Source organism: Marinomonas sp. S3726 (assembly GCF_000967665.1).
In the GTDB taxonomy this organism is placed as follows: domain Bacteria; phylum Pseudomonadota; class Gammaproteobacteria; order Pseudomonadales; family Marinomonadaceae; genus Marinomonas.
Map to the genome: position 1 here is coordinate 175,646 of NZ_JXYC01000003.1, position 12,219 is coordinate 187,864.

At 37.8% G+C, this 12,219-nt stretch carries 11 protein-coding genes; 8 read left to right on the plus strand and 3 right to left on the minus strand.

The features are described from left to right. Positions 1-136 precede the first annotated feature (136 nt). Positions 137-898: a helix-turn-helix transcriptional regulator gene (locus TW85_RS25270; RefSeq protein WP_052701764.1), complete on the minus strand. Its 762-nt coding sequence runs from the start codon at positions 896-898 to the stop codon at positions 137-139. A 295-nt stretch (positions 899-1,193) separates the two neighbouring features. Between TW85_RS25270 and hpaE the strand changes: the two genes are divergently transcribed. From hpaE to TW85_RS01155, 5 genes are all read left to right on the plus strand, one after another. Further along, positions 1,194-2,645 (plus strand): 5-carboxymethyl-2-hydroxymuconate semialdehyde dehydrogenase, encoded by a 1,452-nt coding sequence (gene hpaE, locus TW85_RS01135; protein ID WP_046015236.1) that lies wholly within the window; start codon positions 1,194-1,196, stop codon positions 2,643-2,645. 81 nt (positions 2,646-2,726) lie between these two features. Further along, a complete protein-coding gene (locus TW85_RS01140; RefSeq protein WP_046015237.1) occupies positions 2,727-3,107 on the plus strand; it encodes a 5-carboxymethyl-2-hydroxymuconate Delta-isomerase in 381 nt (126 codons plus the stop codon). Between the two features lie 97 nt (positions 3,108-3,204). Continuing rightward, positions 3,205-4,233, plus strand: a complete 1,029-nt coding sequence (locus TW85_RS01145) for a TRAP transporter substrate-binding protein (protein ID WP_046015238.1) — start codon at positions 3,205-3,207, stop codon at positions 4,231-4,233. A 9-nt stretch (positions 4,234-4,242) separates the two neighbouring features. Further along, the gene (locus tag TW85_RS01150) at positions 4,243-4,767 is read left to right on the plus strand and encodes a TRAP transporter small permease (protein ID WP_046015239.1); all 525 of its coding nucleotides are present in this window, start codon (positions 4,243-4,245) and stop codon (positions 4,765-4,767) included. A gap of 10 nt (positions 4,768-4,777) precedes the next feature. Next, positions 4,778-6,106, plus strand: a complete 1,329-nt coding sequence (locus TW85_RS01155; protein WP_046015240.1) for a TRAP transporter large permease — start codon at positions 4,778-4,780, stop codon at positions 6,104-6,106. Positions 6,107-6,255: 149 nt separating this feature from the next. Here TW85_RS01155 and TW85_RS25275 read toward each other — a convergent pair whose 3' ends face one another. Further along, on the minus strand, positions 6,256-9,150 hold the full coding sequence (locus TW85_RS25275; protein WP_052701767.1) for an EAL domain-containing protein: 2,895 nt from the start codon (positions 9,148-9,150) through the stop codon (positions 6,256-6,258). Positions 9,151-9,429: 279 nt separating this feature from the next. Here TW85_RS25275 and TW85_RS01165 point away from each other — a divergent pair, with 279 nt between their 5' ends. Next, the gene (locus TW85_RS01165) at positions 9,430-10,074 is read left to right on the plus strand and encodes a cupin domain-containing protein (RefSeq protein WP_046015241.1); all 645 of its coding nucleotides are present in this window, start codon (positions 9,430-9,432) and stop codon (positions 10,072-10,074) included. Positions 10,075-10,135: 61 nt separating this feature from the next. Here the strand turns inward: TW85_RS01165 and TW85_RS01170 are convergent, their stop codons facing one another. Beyond that, positions 10,136-10,636: a tRNA-uridine aminocarboxypropyltransferase gene (locus TW85_RS01170; RefSeq protein WP_052701769.1), complete on the minus strand. Its 501-nt coding sequence runs from the start codon at positions 10,634-10,636 to the stop codon at positions 10,136-10,138. Positions 10,637-11,251: 615 nt separating this feature from the next. Here TW85_RS01170 and TW85_RS01175 point away from each other — a divergent pair. Continuing rightward, a complete protein-coding gene (locus TW85_RS01175) occupies positions 11,252-11,464 on the plus strand; it encodes a cold shock domain-containing protein (RefSeq protein ID WP_046015243.1) in 213 nt (70 codons plus the stop codon). A 104-nt stretch (positions 11,465-11,568) separates the two neighbouring features. Beyond that, complete coding sequence (locus TW85_RS01180; protein WP_046015244.1) at positions 11,569-12,204, plus strand: glutathione S-transferase; 636 nt, start codon at positions 11,569-11,571, stop codon at positions 12,202-12,204. The last annotated feature ends 15 nt before the right edge of the window (positions 12,205-12,219 follow it).

Below are 12,219 nucleotides of genomic sequence, written 5' to 3' on the forward strand. Positions count from 1 at the left end.
TTTAGTTAATATATTAAATATATTTGTACTTAACGATCGGTTTGTCAAGTATTTAATATGTTAAGTATTTGTTTGTGATTTTCAAATTTTCACTTTTATCTAAATTTTATTAGAAAAGAAGTGTTACTAATCTTTGCTAGTGGCTGTTGTTCAAAAAGAGGTGGAAGAGCTCACATTGAGACTTTACGCCAAGCTTACGGTAAATGCTTTTTCTGTGGTTTTTTACTGTGCCTTCAGATACAAAGCATTTTTCGGCAATGGTAGGTGAAGGGTTACCATCAAGAATAAGAGTGACAATTTCGGCTTCACGCTTAGTAAGAGCATGCTCTTCATATAGAGGGTTACAAACAGGGATAGCAGCCTCAAAGTTATGTGAGTTTGGCTCTAACGTTAATTGTTGAGAGTTAAGGTGCTGGTAGATTGCGGCATTAAGTGAATTGAAAAAGCTTTGTTTGAGTTCTTGCTCAAGAATTTCTTTATCATCACCTGGGGTAAAACTGATGCTAATGACATTGCCAGATTCATGATTTACGATCAAAGAAGTTTCGTTTTTCCAACCAGTTTTTTTATAAAAATCAGTGTAATAGCTAGTATTCTTAAAGTTTTCAGGGGCTAACCTATCTAGGCTATATATCCCTGTCTCAACATGCCCTTGAATCGCATTGTAAACAGGGTCTTCTAAATAGGCGCTATTTGAGTAGATTTTATCAAGTTGCTGAATATGATTGCTTTTTTCACTATGAATAAAACTAGGATGCTCTTTTTCTGAGTAGCGAATCACATTAACACCCGTTAAAGGTTGGATAGATCTTAATGCTTTGACGACATGTGCATAGAAATCAACTTGTCCTATGTGCATAATTACTGCGGGTAAAGTGTCATAAATTCTTGTTTTCATAGTATTATCTTTCTTATCATGAATAAAGTCTAAAATTCAGCCTCCATACCACCTTATAACAAAGATATTTCACAGGCCAGTAATCCACTGAAGCCCTATCTAATTTTTATTCTATCTAGTTTGATCATTGAATTAAAAATAATTGATAGTGTCAGAGAAATCAATTTCAAAATTATTAGTTAATATATTTACTAACTGTTTATTGACAAGGTGTATGTAGCTAAATTAGATTAGTTAATATATTAAGTAAATAGTTATTTTATTTTTTACATTTAAATTTTTGGAGTGGCTCGAAATGATAAAAAACTTAATCAATGGTAAATGGGTTGAATCTAAACAAACGTTTGAAACAACTAATCCTGCTAATGGGGATGTGCTGGCTGAAGTCGCACATGCATCAGATCAACAAGTGGCTGAAGCAGTTCAAGCTGCAAAAGATGCTTTTCCTGCATGGGCGGGTATGCCAGTTGCTAAACGTTCAAAAATCATTACCCGCCTAGGAGATTTAATTGCTGATAATGTTACTGAGCTGGCCTTAATGGAAACCAATGACACAGGTTTGCCACTTTATCAAACTCATAATGCCTTGGTTCCTAGGGCGGCTAATAACTTTTATTTTTTTGCTGAAATGGCAAAACAAATGAATGGCCATACCTACCCTATGGATGATCAAATGTTGAACTATACCTTGCACCAAGCAGTAGGCGTTTGCGCACTTATTTCTCCTTGGAATGTGCCTTTCATGACAGGTACGTGGAAAACTGCACCTTGTTTGGCGCTTGGTAATACGGCTGTCATGAAGCAATCAGAGTTATCTCCGATGACGACGGACTTCCTAGGACATTTAGCCTTAGAAGCTGGCATACCTGCTGGGGTTTTTAATATTGTTCATGGTATGGGAGCCACAACAGGTAATGCTTTAATCCAAAATAAAGATGTTGATGTTATCTCTTTTACAGGGGGGACTAAGACAGGTGAGCACATTATAGCGAATGCCGGTCTTAAGAAGTTCTCTATGGAGTTGGGTGGTAAGTCTCCAGTGATGATTTTTGATGATTGTGATTATGACAGAGCTATGGATGCTGCTGTATTTGGTATCTTCTCTATAAACGGTGAACGTTGTACTGCGGGTTCGCGTATATTTGTACAAGAAAGTATTTATGAAAAGTTTGCGGCTGAATTCGCTGAGCGAGCTAATAACATTAAAGTTGGCGACCCTCTTGATATGCAGACCCAGGTTGGTTCTTTAATCTCTAAACAGCACTGGGAAAAGGTAACCAGTTATATAAAGCTTGGAGTAGAGGAAGGAGCGAGTTTAATTGCTGGTGGAATCACTGAATTCTCAGGTTCATTAAGCCAAGGTAACTTCTTAAGACCGACGGTTTTCAAAGATGTCAAAAATAGTATGCGTATTGCCCAAGAAGAGATCTTTGGCCCTGTTGCTGTTTTGATTCCTTTTAAGGATGAGGCAGATGTATTGGCTATGGCTAATGATAACGAATATGGGCTTGCTTCTTACCTTTGGACCAGTGATAACGGAAGAGTACATCGTATCGGTCGTCAAATTGAAGCAGGTATGTTGTTTGTAAATAGTCAAAATGTTCGAGATTTACGTCAACCATTTGGTGGTATTAAGTCCTCTGGCACAGGTCGTGAAGGGGGAACGTATAGTTTTGAAGTTTTCTCAGAGCTTAAAAATGTCTGCATCAGTATGGGTGATCACCATATCCCTAAATGGGGTGTGTAACACAAAAGTTATCAGAGTTGGGCATGAATAAATTATTGATGCCCATTTTAAGTTATAGATGCTGTTATCAAAGGAAGTCTTATGCCTCATTTTATCCTTGAGTATTCATCAAATTTACATGAAAAATTGGCATTTCAAACATTATTTGAATCATTACATAAGTATCTGGTTTCGACTCAAGCTTTTCCTTTAGGAGGCATTCGCAGTCGCGCAATTCGTTGCCAAGACTATAGAGTGGCAGATGGAAGAGAAGAGTTTGCCTTTATCAATCTTAATTTAAAGATAGGGCCAGGCCGAGATATGGCGCTTAAAAAAGAAGTTGCAGAACAAGTCTTTAAAATTTTTTGTGATTGGATGGAGCCTATTACTAAAGAGGATTATTGCCAGATCTCATTTGAAATGACTGAGTTGGATCCAGTCCTAAAATTTAACAAAAACAATATCCACTCACTCTTTAAGTAACCCACATAGTATGTCGAAGTGAAAGTATCAATCAAACCCATTATCCAAATCGAGCTTTATGTTTAGGAAATGCTATTTAATTAAGTCGGAGAATCTAATGAAAACAATAATATCAAATATTCGTATCGGTCTTATCTCGCTCTTACTATTAACCTCAAGTCATTTGTTTGCTGACACAGTTCTTAGAGTTGCAAGCTGGCTACCTCCAACAAACCCAATGAATAAAGTCGTTATTCCAACATGGGGAAAGTGGATCGAAGAGGCTACAGAAGGTCGAGTTAGCGTAAAAATAGAGTATGGAATGGGTCACCCTAAAACTATGTTTAACTTAGTTGAAGATGGGGTTGTCGATGCAAGCTATGGCTATCATGGCTATGTACCAGGACGCTTTAAATTACCTCAAATAGTAGAACAACCAGGTTTAGAGGGGAATGCAGAAATGGCTTCTTATGCCCTTTGGAACGTGTATAACAAATATTTTCTAGGAGCGAATGAATTTGAAGGGTTAGAACTAATGGCACTCTTTACCCATGGGCCTGGACAAATACATTCTTCTTTTAAAGTTGACTCTATTGAAAGCCTGACAGGTAAAAAAATTAGAATTGGAGGTGGTGTTCAAAGCGTATTAGCTGAGCGTCTTGAAGTCACACCTGTTGGGGCTCCTGCGCCTAAAGTTTATGAAATGATGCAACAAGGTGTTGTTGATGGTGCTTTTTTACCTTCTGTAGAACAAAAAGTACTGCGTCTTTCTGAGGTGAGTAAGCATTTAACCATTTTTCCAAACGGCATGTACCTAGGTAGCTTTTCTATGATTATGAACCCTGAGTTTATGGAATATTTAAGCGAAGAAGACCAAGATGCGATTCGTTCCGTATCAGGAGAACGACTTTCGTTATTAGCTGGTAAAGCTTGGGATGACAGTGATACAGCAGGTATTGCTAGTGCTCAAGAGAAAGGAGTGGAAATTTATTTTGTGCAAAAAGAAGATGAATTAAATCTTGCCTTTAATGATCTAGCGGAAGGTGTTTCACAAGTCTGGTTGAACAGTGTTGCAAAAAAGGATGTTGATGCAATAGGAGCATTAAAGGAACTAAGAAGCATGGCTCAAAGTTACTCAACCAATTAGGGGGATAAGATGAAGCTTAATGCTTGGTTAGCTGCCCATTATGATGAGACAGGGATAGCCAAATGGCTATCCTTTACTTTGGAATGTTTTGCAGGAGTCACTCTATTTGCGTTAATGATACTTACCTGTGCTGATGTAATTGGGCGTTATTTTTTTAATAACTCGATCAATGGTGCTACCGAATTAACGGAACTTGCAATTGCAATTATGATTTTTGCAGAAATGCCGGTTATTACTTTAAAAGGTGGGCATGTGGTGGTGGATATCTTGGATCGCGTGCTAGGAAGCAAGCTAATTAGAGCCTTTACATTGGTGTCATACCTTCTTATATCGTTTGCTTTTTACGCCCTTGCTGAGCGTATGTTAGTACAGGCTGGGAGAGCTCTTCGTCGCGAGGAAGTAACTGAGTACCTTGCTCTCCCAGTGGGTCGTATTATCGAATACATTGCCACTATGAGCTATTTAACGGCGGCTGTATTGATCCTATTTGGCATTCGCCGTCTTTTTATTATTTCTCAACCAATTTCAAAATAAGGAGCCAGTTATGACTGTGGCATTAATGGGCTTTGCCATTTTATTGGTGTTTATCTTGGTAATGCGTATTCCTATTGCTTTTGCGATGGGGTTGGTGGGGTTCTTCGGTTTCGCTTTTTTGCAGGGACTGAGTTTTGATAATGTATTAAATTTTCGTTGGACAAGTGTGCTATCTCTGGCTTCTAACCGCGTCATAGATACAGTTCAAGATTACAGTTTATCTGTGATTCCTCTTTTCATTCTAATGGGGAATTTTGTGACTAAGTCTGGTTTATCATTAGACCTCTATCAGGCATCAAATGCATTTTTAGGGCATAAAAAAGGTGGCCTTTCTATGGCGACAGTTGTCGCTTGCGGCGGTTTCTCTGCTATATGTGGTTCGAGTTTAGCGACATCTGCGACCATGGCGAAAGTCGCTATGCCACCTATGAGAAAGTATGCTTATTCGGACTCTTTAGCGACGGCATCTATTGCTGCTGGTTCAACTTTAGGAATCTTAATTCCACCAAGTGTGATTTTGGTGGTGTATGGCTTATTAACAGAAACCAGTATTCGAGAGTTATTTGCCGCCGGATTTATTCCCGGACTTTTGGGTATTGGCTTATACCTTTTAGCTGTTAGGTATACCGTATGGCGTAACCCAGACGCAGGCCCTCAAGGTGAGTGTTTACCTTGGGCTCAAAGATTGGCAACGCTAAAAGGTGTCGCTGGAGTCTTAATGCTCTTTGCTCTTGTTATGGGAGGAATATATTTAGGAGTTTTCACTCCCTCGGAAGCCGCTGGGATAGGTGCTGGTGGCGCATTTATTATTGCTCTAAGTCGTCGTAGCTTAAACCTTGGTGATTTGTTCTTGTGCTTGAGCGATACACTAAGAACTTCGGCAATGCTTTTTTCAGTATTAATTGGTGCTTTGATCTTTTCTGATTTTATTAATAGGGCGGGTTTACCTGCGGATCTTTTAAGTTTTGTAAGTTCGATAGATGCGTCACCTATGATGGTTATTCTAGCTATTCTGGCTATCTACATTGTGCTTGGAATGGTATTTGAAAGCTTGTCTATGCTGCTGTTAACAGTGCCAATATTTTACCCGTTAGTGCAAAGCATGGGCTTTGATTTAGTATGGTTTGGCATAGTCGTTGTGGTGGTGACAGAAATAAGTTTAATCACGCCGCCAGTTGGGATGAACGTGTTTGTCTTAAGTGCAGTACTCAAAGGGGTGCCAACAGGTACAATCTTCCGTGGAATTACACCTTTTTGGACAGTAGACATGATACGTCTTGCTCTTATTACGTTTTTTTCTAGTATATCCCTTTTTCTTCCTTCTCTTTTATATCGCTAATCTTGCTAAAGAGAATACGTCTTTTAAGTTAGGGGAGGCTGTCAGAAATGAGGCCTCTAACCGAGAATAAAAGTCTAACATTAAACTCACTTTTAATTGTCCATCTTATCAAAGTATAAGCCCAGATCAGGGCTTATACTTCAATCTACTTAAACCATCTCATAGCTGTTAATTAAGTTAGGCTTACCGTGTTGTCCATGCTTGAATCTTTGTGCCATGGCGTGAGCGGTAAGAGGTTTATCATAATAAAACCCCTGTCCTTGTGAGCAATTAAGTTCTTCCAGTAGGCTTTCTTGGTCTGTATTTTCAATCCCTTCAGCAATGGTTGTCAGGTTAAAGTGCTCAGCAACAGCTAAGACTGACGCAATGATTGCGCTATCGTCACTATCATTCGGTAGATCTTTAACAAATGCTCGGTCAATTTTAAGCTTATCTAGAGGGAAGCGTTTTAAATAAGATAGGCTCGAGAAACCTGTGCCAAAGTCATCAAGTGCAATCTTGATACCTAGCTGGCGTAATTGAGACAGAGTACCTATGACTTGCTCAGGATCTTGAACTAATATGCTTTCAGTTATCTCTAGGGTTAAGCTGTGGCTAGGTAGCTGGCTTTGTTTTAATGCCTTCACAACAGTCGCAACTAGCTTATCGTTAAACTGCCTAGCCGATAAGTTGATCGCCATATCGATAGGACGATTATATTCCTCGCTCCATCTAGCCGCTTGTTTACAGGCTTCAAAAAGTACCCATTCACCTATTTCATTGATCATGCCAGTTTCTTCCGCCAATGGGATGAAATCAATAGGAGATACAAAGCCTTTAGTCGGGTGATGCCAGCGGATTAGAGCTTCACAGCCAATTACCTGTTTGTTGTTTAAATCGACTTGTGGTTGGTAGTAAATCTCAAATTGCTTTTTCTTTAAAGCACGGCGTAAATCATTTTCTAACGATAGTCTTTTAAGTGCATCTCTATTTAAGTTTGTGGTAAAGAATTGCACATTATTACGGCCTTGCTCTTTTGCGCGATAGAGGGCTGCATCGGCATTTTTAAGTAAAATATTGGTACGGTTTCCATCTTTGGGGTAAAGCGTCGCACCAATACTAGGGGTAACAATAAGAGAACGACCCAGTACATCCATAGGCTTTTCAATGCTTAACATTAACTCTTTGCAGAAGTGTCTCACGGCTTGTTCAGAAGAGATATCTTGCAATACTATAACAAATTCATCCCCACCCAATCGACTGACGATTGTATTTTCATCCTTATGCTCAAGTAACCTTTCAGCGATAATTTTAAGTACTTTATCTCCTGCACTGTGACCAAGGCTATCATTGATAAACTTAAAGTAATCAAGATCCAAAAAGAGTAGAGCAAACTTATTAATCGGCTCAGTTGGCTTTCTTTTTTTATCAACATCAATGATGTGGTCAATTTGCTCTTTGAAGAAGCGCCTATTAGGTAGGTCTGTTAAAGAGTCATAATCTGCAAGGTGTTGTAGTGTATTCTCTGCCTGCTTGCGCTTGCTGATATCCACTATGCTACCTATATAATTAATGGTTTTTCCTGATTGGTCTTTATAAACATTGATAGAAAGCCATTCAGGAAACAGGTGACCTTTTTTATGCTGATTAATGACTTCGCCTTGCCATAAACCTTTCGTGGTGATTGAGTGCCACATATCACTGTAAATTTCAGGGTCTGTGAGTCCTGAAGCAAAAGTATTTGGTGTGAGCCCTATAATTTCTTCTTTTTCATAGCCTGTTATGCGACAAAAAGATGAGTTACTGGTAATGATTTGATTAAACTCATTCGTAATCATTATGCCTTCAGAAGTGCTGTCAAACACCCGTGCAGCAAGCTCTAATTCAGACTTGTTTTTTAATAAGAGTTCATGCTGCTTTTGGCTATGGTTATGGTAGTTTACGAAAGCATTTCTCAGCCAAAAGGCAACTCCCAAAGCAATTATCAGAGAGAGACTCGTGAGCAGTGAAAATTCAAATAAGAGACTTTGCATACTCTCTTGCTGGCTTTCTTTTAGCATATCTAGCTGGGATTCAGCAGCAAAGAGAATATTTTCGTTGTTGTAGCCGCCGACTATCGTCCAGCCCCACTTATTGATATTGCTAGTAAAGGAGAAGGTATTGTTGCCCTTAGTTATCTTCAATTCATTGTTGGCTGAATTGGCTTTTGCTCTGTTTTCTATTTGAGTAATAAAGCGTTTTGCAGAGCTCGCTTCTTGTAACTTCTCAGCAAACTTTTCTGAAATGCCTTGAGCTTGGTAAATAAACTTCCCATCTTTGTCGAAAATAATAAAAAAGCTGTTTTTCTGAATTTCTAATGAAGAGAGTTGATTGATTGCTTTTTGCTGGAAGTCTTTCTCAACTTGTTGGATATAATCACCTGTGCCTATTATCCAGTTGTAAGGCTCAAACTGGCGCATAAAGCTGATTTTATCCTGCATCTCTTGTTTGTTGTTGGGAGCGTACCAACGATATTGATAGTAGCCCTGCTTACTTTCGTTTTGGGCTGCTTTAACAATGTTTTTTATGTGAATCACGCCCTTATCATCAACTAGATTATAAAGGGACTTTCCTTCTAGAGAAGGAAAGGTTGGCAGCAAAATAGAGGTGCCATCCATCTCATCGATAAAAAGATAACCTCTACCTGAAAAGAAGCGAATGTCTCTTAGCGCTTCTCTAATGGCAAGCTTAATTTCATTCTCGGCTAATAGAGGCTTAAGGTTTTGATGAAGAGAGTTTGCGATGGCATGTGCAGTATCTACTTGAAGTTTTGATTCTGCCTTAAGATAGGGTATTGTTTGCAAACTGAAGTTGTTTAAATTTTCAACAATTTTTAAACCATCAGAATGTATTTTTTGCTCTTGCTGGGTGATGAATTGATCAACTAATTTTGTTCTTTGCTCTTCACTAATATTGCCTTCTCTAATAATTAGGTAACCCATAATGCAAGACATGGTGCTGATAACCACAAAGAGTACTGCAAAGGTTTGCTTTAAAGGAATTTGAGAAGGGGGAAGTAGCGTCATTCTTCACTCGTAGAAAACTAGTCAATGGTTTAAGTTGGGCGCTGATTCGGTTTGATATTCGATAATTTAACTAGATTAATCGACCTTATTAGCTGATGGTTTTTAGAGCAGGTATAACTCTACCTTATCTTCTTGATGAGTTGTTTGCATTTAATCGCTTTGTTGATTTAAGTCATAAAGCCAAGAATAAGAATAAAATTATAACGATTGTATGGCTTATCCCTTGCTTATTTGAACGAATTAGAAAAGGGGAGCTGAAGCAATTTTGGAGGCCTTGTCATGTTAAATATGGACTTTCTAAAAGAAGTTCTTATCGATAGTAAAGCGTTAGATTGGCAAGCAAGTCCAATGGCTGGAGTTTGGCGTAAACCATTAGCAAGAGAAGAGGCTGAAAGGGGGCATGCAACCAGTATCGTTAAATATGAAGCGGGCTCTTTTTTCCGTACACACCCCCATCCAGGTGGAGAGGAGATTTTTGTAATCAAAGGAACCTTTTCGGATGAATCTGGGGATTATCATGCCGGTGCCTATTTTAGAAACCCTCCTGGGACATCTCATGCGCCCCATAGTAAAAACGGCTGTGAACTCTTCGTTAAATTACATCAGTTTAAAGTGAATGACACAGAGCAGGTATTTATTGATACCAGCGTATTTGTAAATGAAGACGCTGGTTTTCATCTTTTACATGAACATGAAGAAGAAAGTGTTTATTGGATTAAGTTGACGCAAATATCTGATTTATCACGTTTAAATGAGAATAGTAAAGAAACCAATTCTATAGAGTTTCTGATGCTTGAGGGTGATTTAAGTTATAACAATAATCTATTAAATGAAGGCGTTTGGTTTAGAACACATGACTTTCAAGTAGATAACTTAAATATAGAAAGATACGCTATTCTTTTATGTAAAATTGGTCATTTTTAGTATTTGGTAATAATAACTTAAAATATTATTACCAAATCTTCTATAGAGTGAGCAAAAAATACTAGTTAGTTTTTTCTTCCACTTTTATTCCCGAATTAAACTTATTATATAAGTCTTCTAATTTGCTTGCCTGAGCTAATTCTGACTTTTGCTTAAGTAGCTCAATTGCGACTTCAGCCGTACATAACCCAATGCTTTTTTGATTTCGCCTAAGCTGATAGCTAGAAAGGTAATTAACCTCTAATTGATAGTGAGCTAAAGAGTGTAAATAAGGGCTGCGGTTATACATCTTTTTTGCCTCCTGCCAAGTGCCATCCAAAATGATAAATGTATCAAATTCAATCAGTGCTTTAGTGTCTTTTATGACAAGTTCAGGGGAATGGGTATCTGGGTATATTAGTAGTGTTTTTGAAGTATCTAATTCTGTTGTTAAACGGCTATCTGGAATCGTGCGTGACCATTCAATGATATCACACTGATTTTCAAGTGCTTGCTTAACGAGAGGGCCTGTTGCTGTTTGCTTGCTTAATTCGCGAGAGTGAGTAAGAAGAATAAAGTGCATGGGTAAAATGGAAGAGATCGACCGTAAAATGAGTTAGCAATGATACTAGCACAATGAGCCTAAGAGGCTCACTTTTTATGGTTAAGCCAGGTTGAGTAAGAATAAAAGCCAAATTATTCACAATACGGAAAGAGAAAAGCGCAAAAAAAATAAAAAAACATTTAGCTCAATTTGAATCAAGCTCAATACTTAACCTTTATTACACTTAAGTTAAAATTTATAATTTTTTCTGCCTATTTAATCTTGTGCTTATTAAGATAATCCTAAGTTATTAAAACGCATAAACTTTATATTTTGAAAAATAATAGTTTTTTATTAAATGTTTATTAGTAAAAATAAGAATTGCTAATGTTATCTTGAACTTGTTTATAATTTATGAGGTCTGTTTCATAAAGTTACATTTAATTTAATTTGTTTTACATAATTTAACTAAGTTTATTTTTTGCGCCTTCCTATTTTTTTTTGATCGTCATATTATCGATATAGTTAAGTATTTTGATTTGGACCACCTTCTGATAAATAACTTGACCATTATGGATAATGTTGAAAGTTCTAACGCTTTCAATGATAAAACTAAACTGTATATATGCAGTAGATAGAAAAGATGAGGTTTGTATGTCAGGTCAATTAGTTTCCGGTATCGTTAAATGGTTTAACGACGAAAAAGGATTTGGTTTCATCGAGCGCGAAGGCGGTCCAGATGTTTTTGTTCACTTCCGTGCTATCAATGGTACTGGTCGTCGTACACTACAAGAAGGCCAAAAAGTAACTTTTGAAGTTACTCAAGGTCAAAAAGGTCCACAAGCAGAAAACGTTTCAGTCGTTTAATCTGTTTGATCTTTTAAAAAACCGCTCTTAATTAAGAGCGGTTTTTTTATGCCTGCTTTTTTGCTTTAATCACGTCTTAATCAGTTTTTATCTAGAGATGTTCTGTGTTTCCTATTTTATATTCTTTTAGGCGCTGTCCTTACGCGATTAGAGCCCGTTACACCTTGTCACTTCTTAATATTAAAGTTGAAATTAGAGAAGTGGTTTTAAGAAACAAGCCAGAAGCATTACTTGCGTTAGGTGGCCGTTCAAGTGTCCCTCAGATGATTTGCGAACAAGGCACTCACTATCCTGAAAGTATGGATATTATTCGTTGGGCGATGAGCAAGAAGCAAAATGCTAACATCTATTCTGAGCAACAAGAAAATGAGATCGCTGCTTGGTTATTTCAGACTGACCACAGGTTTAAGGTTTGGCTAGATAAGTATAAATATGCAGATCGTCATCCAGCTTATTCTCAAGCATATTATCGTTCTCAAGCTGAAAGGTTTTTACGCAGGCTAGAAAGCAAACTAAGCAAACAAGCGTTTTTACTGGGTGACGAGATGAGCATGGCTGATGTGCTTGTTTTTCCTTTTATACGCCAATTCCGTGGTGTTGATAATGCATGGTTTGACCAGTCTCAATATCTAAATGTCAGATCTTGGCTGAAACAAATTATTGAAGACGAAGCTTTTGAGAAAGTCATGATTAAGCTTCCGCCTTGGCAAGAGGGTGATGAGCCTAGGTATTTCCCTTAAAACTAAAAAAGCCGA

What these genes read in the sequence shown, in the direction of transcription:
- TW85_RS01170 (WP_052701769.1), bottom strand. Translation starts at nt 10,636, where the DNA reads ATGCACTTTATTCTTCTTACTCACTCTCGCGAATTAAGCAAGCAAACA.
- TW85_RS25275 (WP_052701767.1), bottom strand. Translation starts at nt 9,150, where the DNA reads ATGACGCTACTTCCCCCTTCTCAAATTCCTTTAAAGCAAACCTTTGCA.
- TW85_RS01165 (WP_046015241.1), top strand. Translation starts at nt 9,430, where the DNA reads ATGTTAAATATGGACTTTCTAAAAGAAGTTCTTATCGATAGTAAAGCG.
- hpaE (WP_046015236.1), top strand. Translation starts at nt 1,194, where the DNA reads ATGATAAAAAACTTAATCAATGGTAAATGGGTTGAATCTAAACAAACG.
- TW85_RS01175 (WP_046015243.1), top strand. Translation starts at nt 11,252, where the DNA reads ATGTCAGGTCAATTAGTTTCCGGTATCGTTAAATGGTTTAACGACGAA.
- TW85_RS01155 (WP_046015240.1), top strand. Translation starts at nt 4,778, where the DNA reads ATGACTGTGGCATTAATGGGCTTTGCCATTTTATTGGTGTTTATCTTG.
- TW85_RS25270 (WP_052701764.1), bottom strand. Translation starts at nt 898, where the DNA reads ATGAAAACAAGAATTTATGACACTTTACCCGCAGTAATTATGCACATA.
- TW85_RS01150 (WP_046015239.1), top strand. Translation starts at nt 4,243, where the DNA reads ATGAAGCTTAATGCTTGGTTAGCTGCCCATTATGATGAGACAGGGATA.
- TW85_RS01145 (WP_046015238.1), top strand. Translation starts at nt 3,205, where the DNA reads ATGAAAACAATAATATCAAATATTCGTATCGGTCTTATCTCGCTCTTA.
- TW85_RS01140 (WP_046015237.1), top strand. Translation starts at nt 2,727, where the DNA reads ATGCCTCATTTTATCCTTGAGTATTCATCAAATTTACATGAAAAATTG.